The following is a 26,250-nucleotide window of genomic DNA, read 5'->3' on the forward strand; positions in this document are numbered from 1 at the left end:
GATTTATAACTTCAGGTAGCCTGATAAACACCAAGCACAAATTTCTTCCGTAAATGGAAGATCTTTCGCTTTTGCTACCACATCTGGAGGAACGGTATGAAAGAAGATCCTATCATCCACAGTTCTTCCGCAAATCTTACAAACGGAGATCTTCCACGGGGAAATGGTTTCTCCTTCCTTCTCGGCTTGGGAATGGAAACGAAAAGGTCGAACATCTTCGTCATTTTCCAATTTTGTTCTAAGAGAAAGATATTCCTCGCCAAAACTGATCTCTAATCTAAAGACATGTTCTCCTTCCATGGTATCAAATCTAAGAAGATTCGGATCCAATCCTATTTCCTTAAATTGTAATATTGCTAATGCGATCCCTATCTCTCTCCCTTCCTCGTCGAAAGGATAATCTTCGTAGTATTCTGAAAGATCTTGGTAGGACTTTGCTCTGGAAAGATATTCGGTTAGTGCTTCTTCCGCTTCAGAAGTAATCGGAGCTAAATTTGCGATCTCTAAGGAAACCCCCGAACCGGAATGGTGGATGGTGGTCCTGAGTATAGAACCTTCTTCTTTTAATCTATTCCTTAATTTTAATGGATCTGAGAAGTCCCAACTAGTCTCGAATTCGGCTTCTCTTTCGGTTAATGATTCTGAGCTGAGAGGATCCCAGCCCTTCTCCATAAAGTAGGAGTTCCTACAATTCTCTTTGAAGGCCATTTCTAATAGGGAATAAATGAGGGAAAGAGAAGGAGGAAGAATATCCGTCTTTTGGTAATATTCCAAGCAGAAACGTAGATAATTCTCCACGTTGGATTTATAATATTGGGAAAGTACCACTCCATGAAGGACGATCTTTTTTCCGAGTTCCATTCCTCGGACCAAACGTTCCTTTTTGGCTAATTCTATTTCCATCCGCTTACGGAGTTCTGGCTCCCCGCAAAAGTATCGGGAGATTGAGGTCCCTGTCTGCCTTTTTTTATAGATCTGAGATTGAAAAAGAAACCGGTCCCCGGAGAAGAACCTGAGCCCAAAACCTGGGACCGGCTAAATTGGTGCTATATTGGATGGGAAAATATTACGATGTGATCTCCAAAAATTCTATTTTGAGCGTAAGACTAGACAACGCTTAGCTGAAAGCGGAGTACGGCTAGGGCCATGACTGGCTTTCGAAACTTAGATTAGGAGATAGATGGTGGAGGAATATTCAACAGATGCTGAGATAATAATTTATTGTGTTGGAATTGAAACCTATCCTGGCGGGAAGGGTTTGAGTTAGAGAGACCTGGAGTGTTTATCTCAGAAGTTAAAAAATCTCCCCAAACCGTTTCCGAAGGATCGGAGGTTTCGGCGAGATCGCTTAATTCTTCTATATCGGTCTCTTGTCCGACGATTATTTGTGATTGGTCGGACTTCTTCCCGGGATAAGGGCTGTTGGATGGTCCGGAATGGATAAAGAATAATAGAGTAATTAAGGCTAAGGAAGCCGAGACGAACCTTAGTTTTTTTCCTCTTAGGACCATACTGAATCTAATCCGAAACCTGAATGAAACTCTGTCAAGCTTTTAGAAAAACCTTTTCGAAATGATAAACGAAAAAGAAATCTTTTAGCTTAGACTCCTTTTTTGCGAAGAAACTCTCTTAAATTTTCAAAACCCGGTTTCCCCAGTAATGCGAACATATTTTTCTTATAAGCCTCTACTCCAGGCTGATCGAATGGGTTTACGCCCAGCACATTCCCCGAAACTCCGCAGGCTAATTCAAAAAAATACATAATTTGGCCTAGACTTTTAGGTCCTGTGTCCGGAAACAAAATCTCCAAACATGGTATTCCGCCTTCCGAATGTGCTACTAAGGTACCAAGGAATGCCTGTAAGTTTACTTCTTCTAAATTTTTAGAAGCTAAAAAGTTGAGCCCGTCCAGATCATCGCCATCCTCCGGAACCAAAACTTTTGCTCCTGTGTTTTTGGAATAAAGAACCGTCTCGAAAATATTACGTTCCCCTTCCTGCAAATATTGCCCAAGAGAATGCAGATCGGTAGTCAATTCCACAGAAGCAGGAAAAATACCCTTACCCTGTTTGCCCTCGCTCTCTCCAAACAATTGCTTCCACCATTCGGTAAGGGTTCGGATAGAAGGATTATAATTTGCGATTACTTCTATCTTCTTTCCGGATCTATAAAATAGATTTCTGTAAGCCGAATAAATACATGCAGGGTTTTTATGCGGAGAAGTTTCCGAAATCAAAAAGTCGGCTGCCTCAGAGAACCCTTCCCAAAATGAAAATATGTCTACTCCGGAGGCTGCAATCGGAAATAGTCCGACAGGCGTTAAAACCGAGTATCTTCCACCTACGTTATCCGGAATGGAGAAGGTCGCAAATCCCAACTCGTCCGACATCTTACGCAAGGAACCTTTGGAGCTGTCGGTTGTTGCAACTATCCTATCCTTTGCCTTGGCACCGTATTTTTTTTTGGCAAGATCCCAAAGTAAACGAAATGCCAGAGCAGGCTCGGTAGTAGTTCCGGACTTGGAAACCACGTTGATTGAAAATTCTTTATTCTCTAAATATTCTAAAAGTTCGGAATGATAACGTGCATCTAAGTGATGTCCCGCATAAACGATCTCAGGTGATCCTAAACTTGGGGTTTTGAAATAAGGTTTTGAAGCTTCGATAACCGCCTTGGCTCCTAAATAAGAACCTCCAATCCCGATCACAATAATAGTCTCGGATTGTTTTCTAAGTCTTTGGGCTTCAGAATGAATTTTTTCTAATTCTGTTCTTTGGATCTCTTGAGGAAGTCGGACCCAACCCAAAAATTCGGAACCAGGAGATTTTCCGGAGAGAAGATTTTGTAATTTTAGGCCTGACTCTTTTAATAAGAGTTCGTAGGTTTTGGGATCTGCAAACTCCGAGGCAAATCTATCGTTTATTTCTAAAGAAAAGGCCATCGGTATTCCTCAAAATCGGACATCCGAGACAAATTACTTATGTTAATTGGAATAGCAAGGAAAAACGAAATAATTCAATGTTCTAATTTTCCAAAATCCCTTGTAAGTATTCAGTATTAGATTTTATTTTCCAGAATGACTCTTTCTGTCCGAGAGAATCTTTCTTCTTCTCTATCCGAAATTTTTCCAGACGCGCCTAGTCTTGGCCCAATTCGTTTTTTCTCTGCCCCGGGCAGGGTGAATATCATAGGAGAACATGTGGACTATGCGGGAGGACTTGTATTTCCTGCTGCAATCAATTTCAGAACACATTTTGCGATCCGAACAAATGGGCTTGGGACTTTTAGATTATATTCCTTGGATTTCCAATCCGAATTTGTAACAAACGATCTCAACTACTCCGAAAAAAAACCTTGGGCAAATTATATTCTAGGAGTTATATCGGAAGCTCTTAAATTAGATTTAAGGGTAGAAGGTTTCGATCTTGCTTTTACAGGAAACATTCCCCAAGGAGCCGGACTTTCTTCTTCCGCGGCCGTAGAAGTTGGAACCGCATATGCACTTTCTAAAATTTTCAATTGGGACATTACAAAGGAGAAGATCGCGCTACTCGCTCAAGCCGCAGAAAATAATTTTGTAGGAGTCAATTGTGGGATCATGGATCAGTTCGTGATCGCAGTGGCCAAACTTTCTTCTTGTATTTCTCTAAATACGGAAAGTCTGGAATATTCTTACCATAGTCTGGATCTTCCTGGTTACGAATTTTATCTCATCGATTCGAATGTAAAACATAGTCTTAAGGAAAGTGAATACAATGACAGAGGAAAGGAAGTAGAATCTGCGACTTCAAAATGTAATAAACTTTCGACTGAAGTCCGGACTTTAAGCCAAGCAGACTTCCTTCTAATTGAAAGGGCAGGGCTGACTCCTTCCGAATTTAAAAGAGCCACTCATATTTTAGGAGAAAGATCCAGAGCCCAAAACGTTATCCGCTCCTTAAAGGATAAAAATGCGGAGAAGGTTGGGGAAGAACTATTCTCTTGCCACGAATCACTCTCCAAAAACTTTCAAGTCTCCTGCGAAGAAACGGATTATATAGTAGAATGGTTCCGTTCTGAAAATGTATTAGGCGCTAGAATGATAGGAGGAGGATTCGGAGGTTGTGTTCTAGTCCTGGACAAAGAAGGCAGATCTTCTGACTTATTTTCTAAATTAGAAAAGGAATATTTCCAAAAATTCGGACTAAATGCAAAGATCTATAAATTCTCTATCTCAGAAGGAGTAAGAGAAGACTCTTAGATCGTTTAAAAAACGGGATAAAATCCTTGCAGAAACGGCTAGTAATTCGATAGTCTTCGCATTCGGTAAAAATAAGCGAACAATAATTATGGCAGATACTCCTTGGAACCTGGACAGTAAAGATTTTGATCATGACGCACCCGAGCTGGGCGTATTCCTAGATCAGGATAATATTCCGGAAGGTCTTCCAAAGGAAGCAGTGGTCGTGAAAATTTCTGGCGAGATCAATTTATACTCTGCACAGATCATGAAAGAAAGATTCTTTCATCTACTCGATCGAGGGTTCATTTACCTTCTAGTGAATATGGAAAATGTGAAGTATATAGATTCATCCGGGCTCGGAGTTTTTATGGCGACACATTCCAGATTAGTGAAGAGTGGCAAGGGAGGCATCGCAGTCTTCTCTCCTTCTTCTCAAGTGAATAAAATTTTAGAACTTACCAAATTAAAAAGTCTGATCCGAGTAGGGAGTACTTCCAAAGAAGCTTGGAAACTTTTAGCGCCTTGACCCGTTGGCGATGACCGATTCTCAAAAATTTAAAAAACATATAGAAACATTACTTCATTGTAGACTTTGTCCGGACATGGTGGGCAATCCTGTGCAAGGAGGAATTCCTGGCGCAAAAATTATGAGCATAGGCCAAGCCCCCGGCATCCACGAAGAAAAATTCGGAAGACCATTCGCATACACCGCGGGTAAAACTTTATTCAAATGGTTTTTATCTATTGGGATAGAAGAAGAAGTTTATAGATCCAAAGTGAATATGGCTGCGGTTTGTAGATGTTTTCCCGGCAAAGCAAAAAGTGGAGATAGAAAGCCGAATCCTTTCGAAGTACAAAATTGTTCCAGATACATTCGTTTCGAAGTGGAATTCAACCAGCCTGAGTTGATCATTCCGATAGGCAAACTCGCGATCGATCAATTGGTGGAGAATCAAAAGTATAAACTAGATGATGTCATCGGTAAAAAGTTTAAGAAAAATTTTTACGGAGTGGAATTAGATTGGATACCGTTACCACATCCATCCGGATTAAATGTTTGGAATCATTCCCCGGAAGCTAAGATACTGATCGCAAAATCCTTGGATCTGATCCGAAAACACCCCGCAGTCAAAAGAGAATTCTTTTCTAAAAAATAAGATCTGAACCGGAGTTAATATTCTGGCGAAACCATTGTTTCGGGCTAAAGCCAGTCTTCTTCCTAAATTCTCGGATAAAATGAGCTTGGTCATAATAACCGGCCTCTAATGCCAATTCGGTAAGATTGGAAGAAGAATTATAAAATCTGAATATATTTCTGAAACGTACAAGTCCTGCATATTCTTTCGGACTTAGACCGACTCTTGACCTGAAACCTCTTTCTAAACTGCTTTGGCTTATACCAAGATCTTCTGCCAAACCTTTGATCCCTATCTCTCCGAGTGAGGATTTGATCCTTCGAACCGCTTCCGGTAAGAATTTTTCTTTTTCTTCTTTTATAGGAAGAAGGTTCCGAAATTTTTCCAAGGTAAGAGAGGCCTCCTCCCCTTTCCAATCTGCTTCTTCGCAGTCTGCAATCAATCCAGAGATCGACTCTTTGGAAAACAGATCCTCTAAAGATAAACTTGAATCGCTGATCTGGTCCATTGGAACAGAGATCATTCTGGAAAGAACTAAGGGGGAAATATAAACTAAAAGTGATTTTGTATCTTTTTCGGAGATGAAAGTTCTTGGTCCTCTTAAGATCCCGGTAATCCCAGCCTTCGCAAGAGTTTTAGATTGTTTGCCTGAGCCTAAGGAAATTTTTCCCTTGATTTGAACTCCAATTACACATTCTTCTCCAGGAAGAACCGTATAAGTTTCGGGAGATTCTTTATGACTCCAGGAAATTCGGATCATATCAGGCAAGCTGTTTGTCCTTCCAGAACCACCATTTCATTTTTTCCGGTTCAGGATCGGGAGTCGCTGAAACGTATACTGCACAACGAAATACGTACAGCATACATGGATCTACTTTAGTACCTTGGTATTCGCAAATTTCTTCGTATAATTTTTCAGGATCCAATTTTGCGAGTTCTAATTTACTACGAACCCCCAAATTCCAGAGATCCTCTGCGATTACCTTGCCCACTCCGGGGAGAGTGCGGAATTCTTTTAATACCTCGGATTTATCCGACTTCATAGAAAGATCTTACAGGAATTCCGCCCAAAAATCAAGTGAGTTACTCGGTTTATTATAAACCAATACCGTAGTTCAGGAGAAAGTTTTTAACATTTCTTCGAATCTATTTTTGATCGGGGTTGGAACATTTGGGATTAGATATTTTGCCCAAATTTTCAGTTCATCTCCACCCAGAGAACTCATAATCTCTTTTTGGTGTTCATCTAATTCAGCATCTGAAAAGTACAAATGTAATCTAATTTGAGTTTCCTCTTCTTCTCTAGTCATATGGGAGAAGTAATCCGTTTGGAAACGAATTAGTTTTATATAAAATTCTTCGGAAATCGACTGAGCCTGTTCACCTTCTTCTTTGATCCGATCTAAAAGAAATTCCAGTTCTTCTATTTTTTCTTCCAGATATTTATGCTCTTCTTTATCTTTGAGAGAAGTTTGAGGATCTTTTTCTTCTAAATGTTTCAGACTCACCCCTTCCTCATCTCTTGCATGGATTTTTAACATTAAAAAGATCTCTTTTCCTAATTCTAAAAGTTGGAGTACATCTTTTGGATCCGAGTAATCAGTCCTGCCTGATTCTTGTACTAATTTCGAGATCCCATAACGGATTGCTTTATGAGGGAAATCGTATACTTTTTTACGGTTGTTCAACATTTCATTCTCCAGTAATGGAGAGATCCTAACCGTAAACATGGGAGAAAAATTGTATAAAATCGTCAGGAGTCGATTTTTTGAAAAACTACAGAAGAATCTAAGTATTGTATAAATCGGATTATTTAGTATAAATTCTATTTTTCAGAATAACCTAAAACTTCCCAACACCAGCGTTTTTCTAAAACTCTATCTGCAAACGTTACGGATTCAGGATCTGCATTTTCTTTTAGGATTTTCCACGCAGAGGTATTCTCATTTTTAGAAATGATCCTAGCTCCCGGGAATTCTCCTCCGAGTTCTACTGATTTTTGGGCTGCTTCTTCCCATTCCATTTCTTGGAAAACAGGAATATATTCCCTAATCTCGGAAACCCATTCTAACGGAAAAGAAATCCCATGAGGAAGAACAAGAACGATCCGATGAAGCATGTTCTCTCCTCGGTGAGCAAGTGTACGAGAAAGATAGGAAGCCGGCACCTTGGAAAATTCTTCCATGATCTCTGTAATCAAGTCAGGATCGAAAGAAGTTTTAGGATATAAAACTAGATCAGTGACTGCAAAAGGATCTTTGGTGAATCTATAATTCAATCTATCAAAGAATTCTTTTTTAGATTTTTCTAAATTATCTCCTCTCCACCAGATAGAAACGTGCCTTGCGCCTGAGATTGAAAAATCTTCCAATCCGAATTTTTCGGCAAGCCCTGGAGAAAAGGAGAATATATCTGAAACTGAAGGATCAGGATCGGACAATAGGCTTCGAGGAGTTTCATCCAACCTTCTATCCAATCTATCTTCTGAACGGAATAATGTAGAGCTAAGTGCTTCTGCACTAAAATTAGGAGTTCGGATGACTCTATAAGGAGGTTTAGGAAGATATACCAAACCTTCCGACTCTGCATCTTTTCTCATCGCGGTCCCAGGCAAAATGGATAACGGAAATACTTGGACCCATTCTCCCAGTCCATGTCCATAGAAGAATTCGATCCCTTCCATCACATCGTCCGGAGTATCTCCAGGAAGTCCGATAATCAAATCGAGCAGGAGTTCAATTCCTCTATCAGCCAACATTCTAGCGGCCTCGGCCACTTTTTCAGGACTCCCAAAACGTTTTACACGTTTTAAAGTTTCCTTATTGATGGATTGCATACCGAGTTCTATCCGATTAAAACCGGCCAATGCAAGTTTGTCCGCTATCTTTTCCGTAATTCCTTCGGATCTTAATTCTCCGAACATAGTCATGGATCTGTCCGAGTTCACATCTATGATCGCATCTAAAAATTCTTCGAAGCCCGGTCTATGATTGAATGTCGGATCTAAGAATACTAATTCTTTGGCTCCTTTATCTTTCAAACTTGATAGAAGTTTAATCGTTTCAGGTATATCTAAAGTTCTTAATACATTGCTACTCTTAGGATAAAAACAATAAGTGCATTGGGATCTACATCCTCTTACAGTTTCCAAATAAGTAGATCTTGCAGGATCCACCGGTACAAACCCTTGTAAATAAGGAGAAGGATAGCTAGTCAGCGGAAAGGAAGCATTCTCTTCTTTAGAAAACATTCCCATTTTTCCATCTAGTTCTCTGACTGCGATATTCGGTAATTTTCTAGGATCTTCTTTTTTAAGAAGAGTGTCCATAAGAGCAAAGAATGTATGCTCTGCTTCTCCCGAAACTGCTATATCATAACCTGTTTCGGAGAGAACGAACGGATTGTCCGGATTCACTTCAGGTCCACCAATGAGTATCTTAGTGGATGGAGATCTACGTTTTACTTCTTTTGCGAGATGAAGACTTCTTTCGGTATTCCAAAGATAAAGTGAGAAACCCAAAAACTCAGGCTCATCCTTTGCGATCCTGTCTGCAAGTTGGCTATCACCTTCTTTATCAGTGATATCTGGATCTAGGACTTCTAACTCCAGACCTTTTTTTTCCAGGCCATTCTCCCGAGCGGAAACAGCCAAACAGCCGGCAGCCAATGGGACATTTCCTGTAGCCGCAAAGGCTGTAGGAGGAGGAACAGGCAATTGTACTAATTTTAACTTTGCCATAAGAAGTCTTACTTACAAAACTTTAGACTTCTCCGGTTTATTCAATCCGGAAATAGAAGTCCAAAAACTAAGCTTCAACCCTCAGTTTCTGCCCTCTTCGGAGCGTGTTTTTTACATTCCTGGAGATCTGAAAACTTTTCCTTGGAAAGTTCGCATTGTACTTGGAGTAAACTTTTATTCTCCACACAACTTCTGATAATCGCTTCGCTGGTCTCAGGCTTTAGTATAGATCTTAACATTAAGGCTTGAACACCCTTCTCCATAGTTTCATCGTTCGCAATCAATTTGGAAATATGGATCTGAGCATCTGAACATTCTTCTAAATTCGGTTTCGTTCTGCTGCAATCCGACAAGAAGAATGCACTACATAAAAGAAAAGCGGACGTTATCCGCCCGCTTTTCTCGAAACCGAAAGAAAGTTTTACTTTCTTATTTTTCAGTGTCATCAACGGCAGCAGCCGCTTCTACACGTTTACGAAGTTCTCTTACGTAGTTCTTGTCAGCTCCAGTAAGTTTCATTGCATCTTCGTAATATTTGATAGCCTTTTCGAAGTCTCCGGCTTGGAAGTAGTAAGTTCCTAGGTTCGCTTTTGCTCCCCAAGACTTTCCACCAGCTTTTTTATCAGCTTTGTCCCAGTTCTCTTTCGCTTTTTTGAAGCTAGGAGTTTCTCCGGTGATCTCTTGGTATCCGTCGTCAAGGTATCCTGCAACTTCAGGATCTTCGTCGTCTTTGAATACTTTGATATACTCGGTTTTAACTTTTGGAGAAAGTCTGTCTTTGATGTAAAGAGCAGCTTCGTCTAAAGCTTTTCCGAAAGAGTCAAGAACGGAAGGACAATCTAAGTTACCAACTCCTGCATCAACTTTTGCAGGGTTAGAAACCACAGCCTTTTTAACTTCTCCAGTTTCTACTTTGATTAAAGTAGCATCTAGAGGAATAAGCATATAACGGATACCGGTTTGTTTGCTAACAGGTCCACTTCCGGTATCAACTTGTTTTCCAGTTGCCATAGAAGCGATTGCTCCACCCACTTTCAATGCAGCCGCGCCATAATCTACCATCATCTCGCTTCCACACTCAGTGTATGGTTTTTGATAACCGATATGAAGAATTGCCTCAGCACCTAATTGGTTTCCGAGTTTCACACGACTTTTAGTAATTCCGGTAAGAGTTAAAGAAGCCTCATTGATAGAGTCAGCTCTTTTGCTAAGGTCGATCAGTTTGTAATAAGTTTCCTTGTCAAAAGCTTCGAAAACTTTAGAAGGCATTTGATCGATAAAGCTGGAACCTGCTCCGAAAACGGTTTCCCAAAGACTTTTTTGGGGTTTTTCGACTGCTAATCCAACGTTGCGGATAGAGCCTAGGAATTTTTGAAGCTGGCGTCCCTCTTTTGATTTAGGAAAAACAGGGTATTCGACTTCAACTTTTTCGCCGCAGTTGGAAACCGAAAATGCAATAGCTCCTGCGAGGAGCAGAGCAGAGATTTTTTTCATTGGGTTAATACCAATCCTTTATGGATGATTTTTAGGAATAACTTCGTATTTGTTCCGGTATTTCTTTTTCTGTCAATTTATTTTAAGATACGGTCGGCCAGAGGCAAAAAACTTGGGGTCCAAAGAACCGCTGACAGGTTTTGGGCCTTAAACGGATTATAAACACTTGCAAAACCTAGTTCTCTCGGCAATTTTACATTTAGGTTGCCGGACTCCAAAATTTAGGAGTCGAAATTAAAAAAGAGATAGAACCGCCTAAAACTGGCTGGGGGCCTAATGAAAACCATAGAGGATATTCGAAAATCCCTGGAATCCACTTACATGGAACATGAGATAGAGGAGAAACTTCCCCTCATCCAGGAGATCAACCGTCTCAAAAAAGAAAAAAACGCAGTTCTTTTAGGGCATAATTATATGACTCCGGATGTTTTTCACGGAGTTTCAGACATACTCGGAGATTCACTTTATCTGAGTAAGGCGGCCGCGGAAACGGATGCAGACATTATTCTTTTTAACGGAGTCCATTTTATGGCGGAGACTGCAAAGCTTATGTCTCCGGAGAAGAAGGTACTCATCGCTGATCTAAAAGCAGGCTGCTCTCTTGCAGAAAGTATCACTAGAGAAGATGTTAAAAAATTAAAAAGCCAATATCCTGGAGTTCCGGTAGTGACTTATGTCAACTGCACTGCAGAAGTGAAAGCTGAAACTGATATTTGCTGCACTTCTGCAAACGCAGTCCAAATCGTAAATTCTTTGGATAGCGACACCGTTATCTTTCTTCCTGATGAATACCTTGCGGGGAATGTGCAAAAACAAACCGCCAAAAAGATTATCTCTTTCCCTGGGCGTTGTATGGTACATGAGATGTACACTGCGGAGGACATTCTTTCCGTTCGGAGACAATGGCCCGGTGTAACAGTAATCTCTCACCCTGAATGTAACACGGATGTTGTAGAAGTTTCCGATTTTGCCGGGTCCACTTCTCAGATGTCCAAATATATCCGTGATTCGGGAGCAAAAGATGTCTTCTTAGTGACCGAATGTTCTATGGGAGATAATCTAAGATCCGAGTTCCCTGATAGACAATTTGTTTCTTCTTGTAGGACCTGCCCTCATATGAAACGAATTACATTAGAAAAAATTAAAGATGCACTTCTATACGAACAATTCGAGATTAAGTTAGATCCTGAAATTGTAGAAAAAGGAAGAATGGCAGTCCAAAGAATGCTGGGAGTGAGTTATAAGTAACTTAATGTACAGAATAGGACAAGGATTAGACTTTCATAGACTGGAAACAAACAACTCTCGCCCATTAATTTTGGGCGGAGCAGTCATCGATTCGGAATATGCACTTATCGGTCATTCGGATGCAGATATAGTGATACATGCTTTAGCCGATGCTATTTTGGGAGCGATGGGTTTGGGAGATATTGGACAATATTTTCCGGATACTGACCCTTCTCTTAAAAATATGGACTCCAAATTGATTTTGCAAAAAACTTTAGACCTTGCTAAAGAGAAAAATTTCAGTTTGGTCAATATCGACTGCACTTTAATCGGAGAAAGACCTAAAATTTCTCCTCATAGAATTAAAATACAATCTTCTCTTTCTAATCTATTAGGACTTCCTGAAGATTGTGTTTCAGTGAAAGCGACTACTACCGAAAAAATGGGAGCCTTGGGCAGAACCGAAGGATTGGGCGCAAGTTGCGTGGTACTTTTGCTGAAAAACTAAAACCTTCCCATAAAATCGCGATCAAATGGACCGCAATTTTATCCGCATTCATTATAATATTCTTATATATTCTGAAAGATCCATATCTGGAGACTTCTTCCTATTTATTAAGAAGAGAAGTATTGGAAGAATTGCCACTCGGAAGTTCTAAACGAAAGGTAATGGATTATATCAAAAGAAAAAATATGGACCTGGTCGGTTTTCATCAGGGGCAATTTCCGGATGATCCGGAATACGTTTCCGATATTATGGTATTCACTAAAAAAGGAACGGTACAATCCAACGCATTTCATTGGATCCCGACCGAAAGTAGTTATACTGAAGTTAATTTAGGAATGTACGTAAATTTGAAAGAATTCAGATTTTGGAAAAAACCTTTTCCATTGAGAGTGAGATTGTACTTTTTATTTTCGAACCAACAATTAGTACAGATCCGAGTGATCAAAAAGTCGTTTCCATTCTAGCGGACCTTCTCCATTAAGATAGCATCTTCTCCCGGACCATAATAAGATTTCCTCCTTCCCGATTCCATAAAACCTAATTTAGTATATAACAAAATAGCGGAAGAATTCAAATTAGAAACTTCTAAAATGGTTTTGGGAAATAGATCACAAAGCGTTTTTAGAATGGATCCCGCTTCTCCTTTTTTACGTTTTTCGGGAAGGATCCCTATTCGTAATAATTCGGAAAAATCAATTAGATCCAAATAAAATACATAACCGGTATTTTCTTTGATCCAGGCCGGATGATTTTCGATATGACTCTGGATTGAATAATTGGACCAGGAAGAATTTCCAAAAACTGTTTTCTCCATTTGGATCAGAATTTGTAAATCTTCGGATTGGACCATTCTCCAACCTTGGGGTAGATCATTTTTTTTTCCAAGATCCAATCCATTTTCTCCTTGCGTGAGGCGGGATCTTCCATACTAATTAACGGTCGCTTTGCGAAAGCAATTTTCGATCAAACTCGAGGAGAAAATTTTTATGCAAACAATCGGGAAATATGTGTATGCTGTCCCGTTCCTACTTTTTGGACTGAACCACTTTGTAGCCGGAAGCCAAATGGCTGGAATGGTCCCTGTCCCAGGCGGAGTTATTTGGATCTATGTAACAGGAGCGGCAATGATCGCAGCTTCGGTCAGCATTTTTATAAATAAAAAAACCAAACTCGCGATGATCCTATTAGCGATACTTTTAGGAATTTACATTGCTCTTCTACACCTACCGGGAGCGATCAAAGGAGATATGTCTTCCACTATCAATACCTTGAAAGATCTGGGTCTTCTAGGTGGAGCTTTAGTAATCGCTGGAATTTCCAGAGACAACGCTTAATCTACAAAGGGAGAAGGACTATACCTTCTCCCTTCCCCCTCTAACCTTCCTTTTTTATTTTCAAAAAAATTCTATTTTCAGGATTTTCCGTGGACCATCCGCACAATTTTCGGACATGGTATTTCAAATACGATTTCTTCCCGAGGTGGAATCAAATGAGGATTATACTCCTTCTTCTTTTTGTATTTCTGATTTCCGATTGTAAGAACCTAAGTAAATTTTCAGGAAAGAATACAAAACCTCCTACAGTAGAGGATCTGGAAGCTTGGAAACGCCGTTTAAATATGGACGAATCCGAGATCATCGAATTAGAGAAGAAGATCCGTGAAATGGCTTCTAAGACCAGATCTGCAGGCGCTCTTAGCTGGAAGATCGCTCAAGGATATATGAAGATCGGTGATTATGATCTAGCATCCAAATATTATAATAAAGCAATCCAAGAACAAGGTTCCGGAAAAACGGAAGTGATCGGTGCCGACGTTCATTTTTTCGAGTCCTCTCTGCCCTATTTCGATAAGGCACAACTTCTGATGCCTGTGGACCAGCAGCTTCTTTTTGAAACAGCATTATCTTATGCAAACGCTTCTAAAGATAGAGGTTGGGAACCGAAAAGAAGGCAGATAGCTATCGAGATCTTCCAGTCGCTTTCCAGACAGGATATAAGAGATTCAAGATTTCCATACCAGTTAGCTCTCATCTATTTTGATTCCTCTATGGCGGATTCTTCATGGGAAGGGATCAATGCAGGATTCCAAGACCAAGAGAAGGCATTTACTCTTCTGGATTCTATCTTAAAGAAAGAACCTCGAAATGTTCCTGTGTTATTCGCAAAAGGGAATTTTTTATATAGATTCGGCAAAGCGCAAGAAGCAAAAGATATCTATCTACATCTAAAAAATACGATAGAAGGTCTCAAAAAAGACGGATTCATTAAAGAAGATCTAAACGAAAACGAATCTTATAAAAACGTAATTAACAATCTAAATAAAATGGAATCCCCCGAGAATTAATAAGTAGATCCTAGATGGATTTTCTTTCTCTTTCTTCTCCAAGCTTATACAAAATCCTTGTTAGATCTAGATTTTTATCCCAGAGCCTCTCTAAATCGGAGGTTCTGGAAAAATTAAAAGAAATACTTCCCAAGGATCTGAAAGAAAAAGTAGAATTCGATTCCAAATATTACTCTTCTTCCCTGAATAAGTTAGGGGCAGAGATTATTTCTTACTTTGATCCGGAGTATCCTTCTCTTCTCAAAGAAATTTACGATCCTCCGCCCAATTTATTCTGCTTCGGAAATGTTTCTCTTCTGAAACTTTCTTATTTAGCAGTAGTCGGAACAAGAAAAGTTTCTCCAATCACATTATATTATTCTAAATTAATTCCGGATTTCGTAAGTTCTCTCGGGCTGGACGGTATTGTTTCCGGTTTGGCATTAGGAGTGGATAAAGCTGCAATGTTACAAGCCTTAGATCAAAAAATTCCTGTGATAGGAGTGATGGGTACCGGGCCGGAAAAAGAATATCCTTATGAAAACAGGAATTTGTATAAAAGAATGAAATCTTCTGTCAATGGTTTAGTGATCACCGAATGTCCGCCAGGTTTCGAAGTCAGAAAATATGCATTCCCAAAAAGAAATAGGATTATCACAGGGATCTCACCTTCTCTTTTAGTAATGGAAGCTCCTTCTAAAAGTGGAGCATTGTCTTCCGCATCTAATGCAATCTCTCAAGATAGAGATGTTTATGTTTTTGATCATCCGTTACAAACTCAAAACCAAGGCGGGAAAAAATTACTCTTTGAAGGAGCTCATCCTGCTTCGTTTGATAATTGTCAAAAGTATGGAGATAGAATTTTTCATTTGGAAGAAATTCTTCCATCCAACTTCGAAGAAGTTCCCGGAATGCTTGCTCGATTGGGAAAAAACAAATTGAATGGTAATTGGATAGATCTAGGGAATGGTTTCATTCGATCCATTCAATAAATATAAAAAGGAATCAAATTTGTCTTTTTGGAATCGGTATAAGTCCGAACTATTCGAACAATCTCCTGCTTTGTCTTTAGGATTTTTCAGATTCGGTTTCGGTATTCTTTTATTTTTCACCTCGGCTCGTTATATTTATTATGGTTGGGTACAAAAATATTTCTTAGAGCCCGGTTTTCATTTTAAACATTTCGGTTTTTCCTGGATAGGAGTAGCCCCCGGGCCAATACTATATTCTATTTTTATAATATTATGTATCACCTCGATCTTCATATCTCTTGGAGTTCTTTACAGGACATCAATTTTCATTTATTGGTTGGGATTTTCTTATTTTAATCTTTTAGATGTCTCCACTTACCTGAATCATTATTATCTAATTTTCCTATTACTCTTTCTTTTGTTTTGGATCCCTGCAGATCGTTGTTTTTCTTTATCTCATTTTTTGGAAGCTTATCGAAACGGAAGATGGAGTATTCCTAAAATCCCAAATTGGTCCTTATGGATACTAAGATTCCAAATCGGTTGCGTATACTTTTTCGGTGGTTTAGCAAAGTTAGTCCCTGATTGGTTGTTCTCCGCTCAGCCCCTCAGAATTTGGTTAGTACGGAATACCGATTTTCCAGTGATCGGTGGATTTTTCTCTTATCCAATTGCAGGTTATGTTTTTAGTTATGCCGGATTATTTTTCGATCTACTTGTTCCATTCTGTCTTTTGAAAAAAAATCTGAGACCTTGGGCCTATAGTTTTGTTTTGATCTTTCACATTTTGACCTGGAGGCTTTTCCCTATAGGAATGTTTCCTTGGATCATGATCTTCTCCACTTTATTATTTTTTCCTCCGACTTGGCCGATTAAAGTTAGAGGATTTTTAAAAAGAAGAGGGATCTTTCCTTATGGAGAACTGAGAAATTTATTCAAAACTATTTGGAATAAACTTCCGGTTACCTTCCGTTTTCTTTCCGCAAAATTTCTGCTCGTAATTTTACGTGCTTTAGAAAAACCGAATGTATGGGGAAGAAGTTTCGAGACCAGACTTCTGGATTTCGCTTCTCGTTTTGTTTCCAGATTCGGAGTCTGGGCAGTGTCCCTTTATGTTTTGATCCAGATATTTTTCCCTCTTAGGCATTTTTTATACCCAGGAAACCATCTATGGACGGAGCAAGGTTTTAGATTTGCCTGGCATATCATGCTCATCCAAAAAAACGGGATCGCAAGTTTCCAAGTAGTAAATTTGCGTACTGGCGAGATCCAATATGTTTTGCCTGAATCTTATCTGAACGAAGTGCAAAAAACAATGATGAGCACCCAACCGGATCTAATCCTTCAATTCGCCCATTTTTTGGGGGATAGAGAAAAGAAAAGAACTGGGGACGATATCGCAGTCTATGCAGAAGTAAGAGTTTCTCTAAACGGCAAAAAAAGCCTCCCGTTCATTGATCCAAATCGAGATCTAATGAAGGTGAAAAATGACTTTTTCCACAAAGATTGGATCCTTCCGGACTTTAAATAATCTTGTTATTTGAATATTCTAATTCCTTGATTTAGGGATTTTGACTTCATTCTTATGAGACATAATATCAAAAAAATCTAACATATAACGTCTTATTTCAACGATTCTCTTTTTCAAACGAACGTCCGTTTAACTTCAAACGTGTTATAAATAAATTTTTTCCGCCAAATGTCGCCGAAAAGCGCTTTTCTTGTTGCAGAAATAACACATATGCGTTATACACCCTTCCTTACATACATATTTCTGCTTATCTGGGTCGGTGCAGAAGAAATCTGAAAGGATTAGATATTCTTAATTTAGGTCGCGCGATTACATGGGAATTTCGGTTAAAAGATATATTCTCCGGGCAATCATATCCTCAGTGCTTTTGCTCTCTTTTGGAGCCTGTTCTGCTTGGCCGGTACTCATTGGTGCTGCAGGTCTAGCTGCACGTAAAAAAAGCGGGGGTCTTTTATTCTTCCCTAACTCCACCCCAAGTGGACCGCCCGTTTTAGATCGGATCGAAATTTCTTCCCCTACGAATAGTTTTGCAAAAGCTACCAGTATCCAGTTAAAAGCGACTGCCATCTATTCAAATAACACCAATGTGGATATCACCAACGACGCGAGTTGGTCTACTGTAGATTCATCCGTTATTCAAATGACTGCTTTGATCACAGGCCAAGCAAAAGGAGTGAATGACGGGACCACTGATGTCTCGATTGATTACCTTGGTAAAACCGATGCCATTGCTTTGACAGTAACTGCTTCTCCGTTAACCAATATTTCTATCGTTTGTGATAATTCCCATACGGATCTTCCCCAGGGAACAACTAGGCAATGTAAATTGATGGGGGATTTTGCAGATGGAACACATCAGGATCTTACAAATGATCCGGATGTGTTATGGGATTCCGATAATAGTACGATTGCATCAGTTGACAGCCAAGGTTTAGTATATGGCGCTTCGGTAGGTGGGCCCGCACATATCACTGCGGATTTCGGATCCCTCTCCGCAAATATTGCAGTTACAGTAAGTAATGCGACTTTAGTTTCCATTTCAGTCACTCCTAGTAATAATTCTTATCCTTTAGGAAGCACCCAACAGTATTCTGCAGTCGGAACTTATAGTGATAATACCACCCAAAACATCACAGTCCAAGTTGCTTGGTCTTCTTCCGATACTTCCGTTGCTATCATTGATAATAGTACGAATAAGGGTCTTTTAGATACCGAGGCAATAGGAACAACAACAATCACCGCGAGCCTAGGGGCAGTCAGTGCGACCACACAAGCAACGGTAACCTCCGCGGTTCTTACAAAGATCATTATCACGCCTGCAAATCCGAAAGTAGCTAACGGGAATTATTTGAGTATGACCGCTACAGGAATTTTTTCGGACGGTACTTCTTCCGATATTTCCGCGCAAACAACCTGGTCTAGCCAAGACACCAATATAGCAACAGTGTCTAACGGAGCAGGCCTACAAGGAAGAGTTACCGGTAATAGTGTTGGCACTACGAATATTACTGCTGCAATTGGAGGAGTCAGCCAAACGATCTCTTTTGAAGTGACTGCTGCGACATTAAGCTCCATCCAAGTGATCGCGGACCAGTCTTCCATTCATAAAGGAACAATTACATTCGTATTAGCGACAGGTATTTATTCAGATGGCTCTTCTCGAAACATAAGCGATCAGGTTTCCTGGTCTATTTCAGGTACTAATGTATTGTTACTAGGCAATTTGAATTCTATTCCAAAACAGAAAGTACAATCTCCTGATTCGGGGTCATTGGGAACCGTGACTGTGACTGCAACTTCGGGAGCGATCAACGGCACTACAGACATCACTGTGACTGCAGCTAGTTTACAAGCTATCCAAGTAAATCCTACAAATCCTACGGTCGCGAAAGGATTAATGCAGGCATTCACTGCAATAGGTACATACTCGGATAATTCCACCCAAGATATCACTCACTCGGTGGCCTGGAGTTCTTCCGATACGAATATCGCTACAATCAGCAATGCCTCAGGAACGAATGGGCAAGCAACTACCGTGACTACAGGTAGCACAAATATTAGCGCCACCTTAAGTAGTGTTGTTTCTCCTGATAGTACATTAACGGTCACGAATGCGACTTTAGATTCGATCACGATCACTCCGGGTAATCCAAGTGTTCCGAAAGGTACTTCTCTTGGTTTAACTGCGACTGGAATTTATACGGACGGAACAAGTTCGAATATCACCACTCAGGTCACTTGGAGTAGTTCGAATCCTTCAATTGCTACTGTGGACAATACGGTTGGGCAAGAAGGTAAAGCCTCAGGTGTAAATACTGGAACCACGAATGTATCCGCACTTCTTTCGGGAAAAACGGCGACTGTTTCCTTTAAGGTAACTTCTGCCACTCTAACTTCTATCCAAGTGATCCCTAGTAATACATCTATTCCGAAAGGAACATTTACTTATGTGGAAGCGAAGGGTGTATACTCGGATGGAACTTCTCAAAATATCAGCGACCAAGTCATCTGGAATAGTTCTGATACAAGTATCGTACAGATTGGAACCTTAAATTCGGATCCTAGGATGAAAGTGTTCTCTCAGAACAGCGGAAATATCGGAACTTCTACGATCACTGCCTCTATCAATGGTACGAATGGAACTTCGAGTGTAGAAGTGACTAACGCGACTCTCTTGTCGATCCAAGTCAATCCTACTAATCCGAGTGTCGCATTAGGTGTAGGACAAAATTTCACTGCAGTTGGAACATATACCGATGATACTACTAAGGATCTTACCGATCAGGTCACCTGGGATTCTTCCGACACGAGTGTAGCAACAATTAGTAATAGTTCCGGAACAAGAGGCAACGCGACCAGCTTATCATTAGGAAATACGAATATAACTGCGACATTAGGAGTCACAACTTCTCCCGCGAGCGTATTGACTGTTACGAATGCAACTCTGCAATCTATTACAATCACTCCGGGTAATCCAAGTACTCCTAAGGGCAGAAGTATAAATCTGATTGCGACGGGTATTTTCACCGACGGTTCTTCCAGTGACATCACCACTCAGGTTACTTGGGCAAGTGATTCTAACTCTATTGTAAGTATTGATAATTGGCTTGGAACAGAAGGTAGAGCAACCGGTGTGAATACAGGGAACACCAATGTATCTGCGACATTAGGAAGTGTTACTGGAACTTCTCCTTTCAGAGTAACTTCTGCAATTCTTTCCTCAATTCAAGTGACTTCGGATGAAAATCCTCTGCACCAAGGAACATCCACTTTTGTATTAGCTACCGGCGTATATTCCGACGGAAGCACGTTGAACATAAGCGATCAAGTGACTTGGAATACTTCCGATTCTTCCGTCATCCAATTGGGAACTGTTAATTCAATACCTAAAAAGAATATCATGGCCACAGGAGGAAGCCTCGGCACTTCGACGGTCAGCGCTACTTTGGGAGCGGTCACCGGTTCTTCCGATATTACTGTCATCGCAGCCGCGTTAGTCTCTATCCAAGTCACTCCTACGAATCCGAGTGTGGCTTCGGGACTCACTCAAAGTTTTATGGCGACTGGAACTTATACGGATGGAACTACTCAAGACCTGACCAACCAAGTGGTTTGGAGTTCTGCAAATACGAGCGTCGCAACGATCAGCAATTCCGCAGGAAGCAGAGGTCTCGCTTCCACATTCTCCACCGGAACTTCGAACATCACTGCAACTTATAGTGGAGGTCCGAGTGCATCCACTACTCTGACCGTAACTGCTGCGATTTTAGAAACGATCACGATCACTCCTTCTCTTCCTTCCGTTCCAAGAGGAAGAAGTTTGGATCTAGTCGCTACCGGAACTTATTCCGACGGAAGCTGGATGGATCTGACTACTCAGGTCACCTGGGGAAGCAATAATACATCCGTAGTAACTGTGGACAATGCTAGCGGCAAACAAGGTAAGGCCACAGGTGTAAATGTAGGACAAACGAATGTTACCGCTACCTTAGGAGGAATTTCCGGAGTAGCAACATTCAAGGTTACGAATGCAGTCTTGACTTCGATAGAGGTTTTCTTAAACCAATCCACAATCGCACTCGGAACTTCTACGCAAGCACAAGCGATAGGAACTTATTCGGACGACACTACATTAAATATTACTGATCAAGTTTCTTGGAATAGTTCTCAAACAACAGTTATCCAAGTAGGTAACCTAGTCGCAGGTCCTTCTAAACTCATGAATTCTCCATCCGGAGGAAGCCAAGGATCTTCCGTAATCTCCGCTACTCTTGGTTCTCAAACCGGATCCGCAACTTTGACTGTAACTGCAGCGACCTTGGTATCCATTCAAATCGATCCGACAAATCCGAGTGTGGCTTTGGGGCTTCCTCAAAACTTCACGGCAACTGGAACTTATACCGACGGATCCACATTAAATCTTACAAATTTAGTTACCTGGACTTCTTCAGACACAAGCAAGGCTACGATTAGTAATGCGAACGGTTCCCAAGGAAAGGCGACAACGGTCAATACAGGAGCTACGAATATTACCGCTGCTTATAGCGGAGTGACTTCTCCGTCTAGCACGTTAACCATCACCTCTCCTACATTGTCTTCCATCACGATTGCTCCGTCTCCAAGCTTGAGTATTGCAAAAGGTAGAACACAAAGTTTTACTGCTACCGGAATTTATACGGATGGAACCACTCAAGACTTAACGATCCAAGCTACTTGGACCAGCACGGATACGAGCAAGGTTACTGTAGGAAATTCAGGAGGAACTAGCGGACTCATTACTGCGGTCAATACGGGAAGTGCACAGATTGTCGCAACTTATAGCGCAATCCAAAGTACACCGACGGATGTAACAGTCACATCTGCCGTTCTGAATTCTATCCAGATCGCTCCTGTGAATTATAGTCTTCCGAAAGGAAATACCGTAAACTATACGGCGAATGGAACCTACTCGGATGGAACCACATTAGATCTAACGTCTCAGGTAACTTGGGCATCGTCTAACACAAGCAGAGCGGTAATTAGTAATGCTTCCGGTAATAACGGCTTACTGACTGCGGTGAATAATGGGACAACCAGTATTTCCGCAACCTTGGGTTCCGTTACCGGTTCTTCTAACCTTACCGTGACTGCGGCACAGCTTGTTTCGATATCTGTGTCACCTACAACTCCTACTATCTATCAGACCCAAACACAAAACTTTACCGCTACCGGAACTTATACGGATGCGAGCACTCAAAACATTACTACATCCGTGGTATGGAGTTCTTCCGATACAAGCAAGGCTACGATCAGTAATTCTTCCGGAACAGAAGGTAGAGCAACAGGTGTCGCAGCAGGAACAAGTACGATCACTGCAACTAGCGGCATACTAAGTGGAAACACTATCCTTACTGTAGAAGCAGTAGATTTAATTCCTCCAACGGTCACAAACGTTGTGTCTCTCACTCCTACTACGATCCAAGTTACTTATTCCGAATCTGTGGCAAGCGGCCCTGCAACAACTGCTGCAAATTATAAGATAGTCTCCACTTCTGCATTGGCAGGAACTTGTTCGGATAATTCTAACTTCACTTCCAGCAGTTCTGCGCTTACTGTATCTTCCGTATCCGGAAATGGAGCCGTATATGTCCTAACCTTAGGATCTTCTCAAACAAGTGGAGCAGGATATACATTAATAGCGAATAAATCAGCCATCGTGGATCTATCTCCGATTCCTAATGCACTGACTTGCCCGAACTATGCGGACTTCTTAGGACAGGAACAACTCAAGGTAACTGCTGCGTCTTGTTCCAACGTAACTTCAGTGATTGTGAGTTTCTCCAAACCGATTAAATCCGGAAATAATACGACCGGCTCCGCTGAATGTAGCACGACTACTGAATGCGGAAAACGTTATTCTTTCATTGGAACAAACAGTTTAGGAACAGTGAACTCTGCTAAGATCCTAGACGGTATCGTTTGTAACGGGGCTCCTGCGAATTCTTCCAAAGTTTGTGTGACCCATAACCTGATACAAACGGGAGCACAATATACAGTCATAACGGCGAATAACGCGGACGGAGACGGATTCGATAATACTTCTTGGGGATCGATCAGAGACTCGGGTTCTACGGAGAATGTTCAGTCTTCTCCTAGAGACAGAGCTTCCTTCATCGGCTGCGGAACTTCTCCTGTTAATTTCTCGGACGGTCCTATCTCTATCGATCCGAACGGTTCTTCTTTCGGTTATCTGATAGACTTTAATAGTAAGATCTATAACGGTCCGAATAATGCGGGAAGTGGAGCTTTACGTTTCGGTTATGATGGAAATACTCCTGAAAACGTTCAGTTCAGTTTCACTAAGGATACTAATGCTCAGAACAGCGATGCCACTAACGTTAGTTCCAACACAGCGACCACAAGAGAGAATTCCATAGCGGTTCCTCCTTACGTGACTTTAGGACATACCTCTTGCACCACGAATAACGCAACTCTTGCAAGCGGTTGTGGTCCGGATAATGAGAATAGCAGAGGTATATTCACTACAGGTATCCTGGGCACAACTCCATACGTATTCATCGGTGGGGCTAGGACAACTCCTGACGGCTCAGGAAATTATCTATTCGATTATCTGTATTATTCTGCGGATACGTCTACGAACTTGAACTATAAATACATAGATATGTCCACGATCACAGGAACAGTAACTGCAGCTGCTTCTGCAATGGTGGTACAAAATAATAGGATCTATCCTGGATTTGCAAAAGCGAGTAACCAAGGAGGACCGATCGTAGGTGGTCTGTTAGGTGGCCTGAATGCTCCGGATCTAGGATTTATCACATTTAATAGTTCCGATTCGGGCACTACAGGTAACTGTACTCCAGGCTCGAATTGTGACGCTTATGATGGAAGTAATGGAAGAAGGTTCTTGATCAACCATATGCCTTACTTCGGAGGACCAACCGCAGGTGGATTAGTGAATAATAACTCTTCTCCAAACTGGGCTTATTATATCGGTGTGGACTCTCTTTTCGTATTCAATAACAGGATCTATGCTGCGAACGGTGGATTACATGCTGTGGATCATAACGGTACTATTATCAGGACCAATACATTGAATCCTACAACTGCGTGTAGTGCTCCGAATACTTGCACGGATTGGGTAGAGGTAGGACCAAGAGCGAATCAAAAATGGCATAATAGTCCTACGAACAACTACTTCTCCTTGGAGTTATCAAAACTTTACGATTTAACTCCTGGCGATAAGGCATTCTCTCAATTTGCGGAGTTTAACGGAAAACTTTATGTGACTCGGACCATTTGTGTCCAAAACACCCAAGCTACTGCAATACGAACAGCCGCAGGAACAGTCACAGGCTGTACGAATGGAAGTGATACGAATAGAAAGGCCCAACTTTGGAAATGTGATCCTACTCTGACCGGCGGCTCAGGTGATTGTGACTCCGGAGATTGGAGCGTGGTTGGAGATGATAATTCCGGTATAACAAACTTCGGCGATGCCACTAACAGAACCATGTCCATGATCGTTAAAAATGGATCTTATCTATACCTAGGTTTCGATCATCCGAGTGGAATCCGTATCTATCGGACCAACACTGCGGATCCAGGATCGGCATCTAACGTTTGGACGCAAGTAAGCGGAGCAGGATTGACCGATTCAACCAACGTGCAGCAGATATTCTCCGCGATCTCGGTCCCATCCGGAAGTATCAACTATCTGTATGTGAGCGTGGGTAAAAATAACGTTCCAGTAAGAGTGTATAGGCAGCAAAACTAATGAAGAAGTATCCGATTTTTCTTATATACTTACTCCTCCTCTGGCAAGCAGCTTGCAGCCATATGGGGAGATCCGAACCTTTAAGATTCGAAAGGATCCAAAAAGATGGATCTTCCGTTTTTCAAGCTCAGGTGGATAGTTCTTTAGTCTCAGGAAGTTGGGAATACAAGTTTAGGCTCAAACAAGCCGAAAGGGTCAATCTGGTATTGGATGTTTATTCCGCCAAAGAAGGACTCTCGATCAAATTAGTACGAAACCGTTTTATATTTCCCAAAATCTATCATTGCCCCCGCTCTTCTGAAAAAGAAAAATTTTGTAAATTAGAGATCTCTAATCCAGAAGAAGGAGAATATGCGTTAGTCCTGGATATAACCGGAAAAGAAGACTCCGGTCCCGTAGCTTATAGGATTTTTGCTGCAGTTCATGGTCCTGGATTCGCTTCTGTCGCATGGGAGGAAGAAATTGTACGCCGTTAAGAGATACATTACGATTTTATTAATATTATGTTTCTCCGTAGGATGTAGGCATGCCTGGGTAAATTATCCGCAAAAGGTGCCTGAACCTTGTAGATTGTACCAAGGCTCTAAAGAATGTAAATTAGCCCTGGAAGAAAGATCGAATCATACTACCCAAGCAGGACAGACCCATTCTCTCAATCAGACCTATTATTTATTCGGGCTCTACCCTTCCGAAATAGTGGTAAATTTGGAAAAATACTGCCCACACGGCCCTAAATCGGCCCATCAATTCCAATCGTTTTCGGATGCTTTTTGGGAACAAATCACACTTTTAATCTATTCCCCTAGGACTCTGGAGATAGAATGTTATCCTATATAAGAAAAATATGTTTCTTTCTTTACCTGATATTAGTCGGCATCTATTGCCATTCTACAGTTTTGGTGCACAAATCGGACGTCTTACCTCTTACCCAACAGGAAAAGCCTCCTTTGCCCGAAAAAAACCTGAAACAAAGTAGTACGTTATTCGGAACTTACTTCCTTTCTTCCAAAGAAGAAGCTATTTGTAAGAATAATATTCCGGCAGAAGTGAAGTTAGTAACCACTACCGGAGATTCTTTGATACATTTTTTTATAGGTCCGTTTTACAATACCAAAACAGTGATCGTGTATTGTAGGCCTTTGCGCGTCCTTGACGGAAATAATTTCGGTCAGTAGGGACATAACTTAGCGATTCCAAAAAAAAATCACGTTAGTCTCTTATTCCTAGAACAAGATCTTATTTGCTTTCCCGCAAATGGAAAAACATTTCATGTCCATATGTGTCAATTTAAGGACAAAACACTACATTAGAAAAACCTAATT

General features: G+C 40.9%; 23 protein-coding genes. 14 read left to right on the forward strand and 9 right to left on the reverse strand.

Features of this window, described 5'->3' with window-relative positions:
- Positions 1-3: 3 nt before the first annotated feature.
- A complete protein-coding gene (locus EHO58_RS05950) occupies positions 4-903 on the reverse strand; it encodes a hypothetical protein (RefSeq protein ID WP_135628391.1) in 900 nt (299 codons plus the stop codon).
- A gap of 697 nt (positions 904-1,600) precedes the next feature.
- Complete coding sequence (locus EHO58_RS05960) at positions 1,601-2,941, reverse strand: glucose-6-phosphate isomerase (RefSeq protein ID WP_135679272.1); 1,341 nt, start codon at positions 2,939-2,941, stop codon at positions 1,601-1,603.
- 135 nt (positions 2,942-3,076) lie between these two features.
- On the opposite strand from EHO58_RS05960, the gene galK reads away from it, so the two are divergent.
- From galK to EHO58_RS05975, 3 genes are all read left to right on the forward strand, one after another.
- Positions 3,077-4,240 (forward strand): galactokinase, encoded by a 1,164-nt coding sequence (galK, locus tag EHO58_RS05965; RefSeq protein WP_135679275.1) that lies wholly within the window; start codon positions 3,077-3,079, stop codon positions 4,238-4,240.
- A gap of 88 nt (positions 4,241-4,328) precedes the next feature.
- Entirely contained in the window at positions 4,329-4,748 is a 420-nt protein-coding gene (locus EHO58_RS05970) for an STAS domain-containing protein (protein WP_086448095.1), read from the forward strand.
- Positions 4,749-4,758: 10 nt separating this feature from the next.
- On the forward strand, positions 4,759-5,379 hold the full coding sequence (locus EHO58_RS05975; protein ID WP_135628387.1) for a uracil-DNA glycosylase family protein: 621 nt from the start codon (positions 4,759-4,761) through the stop codon (positions 5,377-5,379).
- Here EHO58_RS05975 and EHO58_RS05980 read toward each other — a convergent pair.
- From EHO58_RS05980 to EHO58_RS06005, 6 genes are all read right to left on the reverse strand, one after another.
- Positions 5,369-6,118 carry a helix-turn-helix domain-containing protein gene (locus EHO58_RS05980; RefSeq protein WP_244241083.1) on the reverse strand — a complete coding sequence of 250 codons (750 nt, stop codon included), beginning with the start codon at positions 6,116-6,118 and terminating at the stop codon, positions 5,369-5,371. The genes EHO58_RS05975 and EHO58_RS05980 overlap by 11 nt on opposite strands.
- A 1-nt stretch (position 6,119) precedes the next feature.
- Complete coding sequence (locus tag EHO58_RS05985) at positions 6,120-6,401, reverse strand: helix-hairpin-helix domain-containing protein (RefSeq protein ID WP_135679278.1); 282 nt, start codon at positions 6,399-6,401, stop codon at positions 6,120-6,122.
- A gap of 72 nt (positions 6,402-6,473) precedes the next feature.
- The gene (locus tag EHO58_RS05990) at positions 6,474-7,049 is read right to left on the reverse strand and encodes a hemerythrin domain-containing protein (protein WP_135679280.1); all 576 of its coding nucleotides are present in this window, start codon (positions 7,047-7,049) and stop codon (positions 6,474-6,476) included.
- Between the two features lie 134 nt (positions 7,050-7,183).
- Positions 7,184-9,097, reverse strand: a complete 1,914-nt coding sequence (locus tag EHO58_RS05995; RefSeq protein WP_135679281.1) for a B12-binding domain-containing radical SAM protein — start codon at positions 9,095-9,097, stop codon at positions 7,184-7,186.
- Positions 9,098-9,171: 74 nt separating this feature from the next.
- Positions 9,172-9,543 carry a LipL41-expression chaperone Lep gene (lep, locus tag EHO58_RS06000; protein WP_135628382.1) on the reverse strand — a complete coding sequence of 124 codons (372 nt, stop codon included), beginning with the start codon at positions 9,541-9,543 and terminating at the stop codon, positions 9,172-9,174.
- Complete coding sequence (locus tag EHO58_RS06005; protein ID WP_135628381.1) at positions 9,527-10,591, reverse strand: lipoprotein LipL41; 1,065 nt, start codon at positions 10,589-10,591, stop codon at positions 9,527-9,529. Before EHO58_RS06005 ends, lep begins: the two co-directional genes overlap by 17 nt.
- A 276-nt stretch (positions 10,592-10,867) precedes the next feature.
- Between EHO58_RS06005 and nadA the strand changes: the two genes are divergently transcribed.
- Genes nadA through EHO58_RS06020 form a run of 3 tightly spaced genes read left to right on the forward strand, consistent with a single transcriptional unit; the run spans position 10,868 to position 12,790 of the window.
- On the forward strand, positions 10,868-11,839 hold the full coding sequence (gene nadA, locus EHO58_RS06010) for a quinolinate synthase NadA (protein ID WP_135679284.1): 972 nt from the start codon (positions 10,868-10,870) through the stop codon (positions 11,837-11,839).
- 4 nt (positions 11,840-11,843) lie between these two features.
- Positions 11,844-12,326: a 2-C-methyl-D-erythritol 2,4-cyclodiphosphate synthase gene (gene ispF, locus EHO58_RS06015; protein WP_135679286.1), complete on the forward strand. Its 483-nt coding sequence runs from the start codon at positions 11,844-11,846 to the stop codon at positions 12,324-12,326.
- Positions 12,299-12,790: a hypothetical protein gene (locus EHO58_RS06020; protein ID WP_135679288.1), complete on the forward strand. Its 492-nt coding sequence runs from the start codon at positions 12,299-12,301 to the stop codon at positions 12,788-12,790. The genes ispF and EHO58_RS06020 overlap by 28 nt, the downstream gene beginning before the upstream one ends.
- Here EHO58_RS06020 and EHO58_RS06025 read toward each other — a convergent pair.
- On the reverse strand, positions 12,787-13,218 hold the full coding sequence (locus tag EHO58_RS06025) for a GNAT family protein (protein WP_135679290.1): 432 nt from the start codon (positions 13,216-13,218) through the stop codon (positions 12,787-12,789). The genes EHO58_RS06020 and EHO58_RS06025 overlap by 4 nt on opposite strands.
- 94 nt (positions 13,219-13,312) lie before the next feature.
- On the opposite strand from EHO58_RS06025, the gene EHO58_RS06030 reads away from it, so the two are divergent.
- The 8 genes from EHO58_RS06030 (at position 13,313) to EHO58_RS19870 (ending at position 26,103) form a co-directional block, all read left to right on the forward strand.
- Positions 13,313-13,660, forward strand: a complete 348-nt coding sequence (locus EHO58_RS06030; RefSeq protein ID WP_135679293.1) for a DoxX family protein — start codon at positions 13,313-13,315, stop codon at positions 13,658-13,660.
- 155 nt (positions 13,661-13,815) lie between these two features.
- Positions 13,816-14,670 (forward strand): tetratricopeptide repeat protein, encoded by an 855-nt coding sequence (locus EHO58_RS06035; protein ID WP_135679296.1) that lies wholly within the window; start codon positions 13,816-13,818, stop codon positions 14,668-14,670.
- A gap of 14 nt (positions 14,671-14,684) precedes the next feature.
- Positions 14,685-15,641 (forward strand): DNA-processing protein DprA, encoded by a 957-nt coding sequence (locus tag EHO58_RS06040; RefSeq protein ID WP_135679297.1) that lies wholly within the window; start codon positions 14,685-14,687, stop codon positions 15,639-15,641.
- Complete coding sequence (locus EHO58_RS06045; RefSeq protein WP_244241084.1) at positions 15,616-17,151, forward strand: HTTM domain-containing protein; 1,536 nt, start codon at positions 15,616-15,618, stop codon at positions 17,149-17,151. Before EHO58_RS06040 ends, EHO58_RS06045 begins: the two co-directional genes overlap by 26 nt.
- Before the next feature lie 313 nt (positions 17,152-17,464).
- On the forward strand, positions 17,465-24,928 hold the full coding sequence (locus tag EHO58_RS06050; RefSeq protein ID WP_135679300.1) for a beta strand repeat-containing protein: 7,464 nt from the start codon (positions 17,465-17,467) through the stop codon (positions 24,926-24,928).
- The gene (locus EHO58_RS06055; protein ID WP_135679303.1) at positions 24,928-25,404 is read left to right on the forward strand and encodes an LIC_10463 family lipoprotein; all 477 of its coding nucleotides are present in this window, start codon (positions 24,928-24,930) and stop codon (positions 25,402-25,404) included. Before EHO58_RS06050 ends, EHO58_RS06055 begins: the two co-directional genes overlap by 1 nt.
- Positions 25,352-25,765, forward strand: coding sequence for a Bor/Iss family lipoprotein (locus EHO58_RS06060; RefSeq protein WP_135679306.1), 414 nt, complete (start codon positions 25,352-25,354; stop codon positions 25,763-25,765). Before EHO58_RS06055 ends, EHO58_RS06060 begins: the two co-directional genes overlap by 53 nt.
- A complete protein-coding gene (locus EHO58_RS19870; protein ID WP_135628369.1) occupies positions 25,750-26,103 on the forward strand; it encodes an LIC_10461 domain-containing protein in 354 nt (117 codons plus the stop codon). Before EHO58_RS06060 ends, EHO58_RS19870 begins: the two co-directional genes overlap by 16 nt.
- The last annotated feature ends 147 nt before the right edge of the window (positions 26,104-26,250 follow it).

Source organism: Leptospira selangorensis, from assembly GCF_004769405.1.
Lineage (GTDB): Bacteria > Spirochaetota > Leptospiria > Leptospirales > Leptospiraceae > Leptospira_B > Leptospira_B selangorensis.

Excerpts from the sequence above, each read along its gene's own strand:
- EHO58_RS05950 (WP_135628391.1), bottom strand. The coding sequence starts at position 903 with ATGGAAATAGAATTAGCCAAAAAGGAACGTTTGGTCCGAGGAATGGAA.
- EHO58_RS05985 (WP_135679278.1), bottom strand. The coding sequence starts at position 6,401 with ATGAAGTCGGATAAATCCGAGGTATTAAAAGAATTCCGCACTCTCCCC.
- EHO58_RS05960 (WP_135679272.1), bottom strand. The coding sequence starts at position 2,941 with ATGGCCTTTTCTTTAGAAATAAACGATAGATTTGCCTCGGAGTTTGCA.
- EHO58_RS06050 (WP_135679300.1), top strand. The coding sequence starts at position 17,465 with ATGGGAATTTCGGTTAAAAGATATATTCTCCGGGCAATCATATCCTCA.
- EHO58_RS06005 (WP_135628381.1), bottom strand. The coding sequence starts at position 10,591 with ATGAAAAAAATCTCTGCTCTGCTCCTCGCAGGAGCTATTGCATTTTCG.
- EHO58_RS06030 (WP_135679293.1), top strand. The coding sequence starts at position 13,313 with ATGCAAACAATCGGGAAATATGTGTATGCTGTCCCGTTCCTACTTTTT.
- EHO58_RS06045 (WP_244241084.1), top strand. The coding sequence starts at position 15,616 with ATGGTTTCATTCGATCCATTCAATAAATATAAAAAGGAATCAAATTTG.
- EHO58_RS06055 (WP_135679303.1), top strand. The coding sequence starts at position 24,928 with ATGAAGAAGTATCCGATTTTTCTTATATACTTACTCCTCCTCTGGCAA.
- EHO58_RS06060 (WP_135679306.1), top strand. The coding sequence starts at position 25,352 with ATGGTCCTGGATTCGCTTCTGTCGCATGGGAGGAAGAAATTGTACGCC.
- EHO58_RS06040 (WP_135679297.1), top strand. The coding sequence starts at position 14,685 with ATGGATTTTCTTTCTCTTTCTTCTCCAAGCTTATACAAAATCCTTGTT.
- galK (WP_135679275.1), top strand. The coding sequence starts at position 3,077 with ATGACTCTTTCTGTCCGAGAGAATCTTTCTTCTTCTCTATCCGAAATT.
- EHO58_RS19870 (WP_135628369.1), top strand. The coding sequence starts at position 25,750 with ATGTTATCCTATATAAGAAAAATATGTTTCTTTCTTTACCTGATATTA.
- ispF (WP_135679286.1), top strand. The coding sequence starts at position 11,844 with ATGTACAGAATAGGACAAGGATTAGACTTTCATAGACTGGAAACAAAC.
- EHO58_RS05990 (WP_135679280.1), bottom strand. The coding sequence starts at position 7,049 with ATGTTGAACAACCGTAAAAAAGTATACGATTTCCCTCATAAAGCAATC.
- EHO58_RS05975 (WP_135628387.1), top strand. The coding sequence starts at position 4,759 with ATGACCGATTCTCAAAAATTTAAAAAACATATAGAAACATTACTTCAT.
- EHO58_RS06035 (WP_135679296.1), top strand. The coding sequence starts at position 13,816 with ATGAGGATTATACTCCTTCTTCTTTTTGTATTTCTGATTTCCGATTGT.
- lep (WP_135628382.1), bottom strand. The coding sequence starts at position 9,543 with ATGACACTGAAAAATAAGAAAGTAAAACTTTCTTTCGGTTTCGAGAAA.
- EHO58_RS05980 (WP_244241083.1), bottom strand. The coding sequence starts at position 6,118 with ATGATCCGAATTTCCTGGAGTCATAAAGAATCTCCCGAAACTTATACG.
- EHO58_RS05970 (WP_086448095.1), top strand. The coding sequence starts at position 4,329 with ATGGCAGATACTCCTTGGAACCTGGACAGTAAAGATTTTGATCATGAC.
- nadA (WP_135679284.1), top strand. The coding sequence starts at position 10,868 with ATGAAAACCATAGAGGATATTCGAAAATCCCTGGAATCCACTTACATG.
- EHO58_RS05995 (WP_135679281.1), bottom strand. The coding sequence starts at position 9,097 with ATGGCAAAGTTAAAATTAGTACAATTGCCTGTTCCTCCTCCTACAGCC.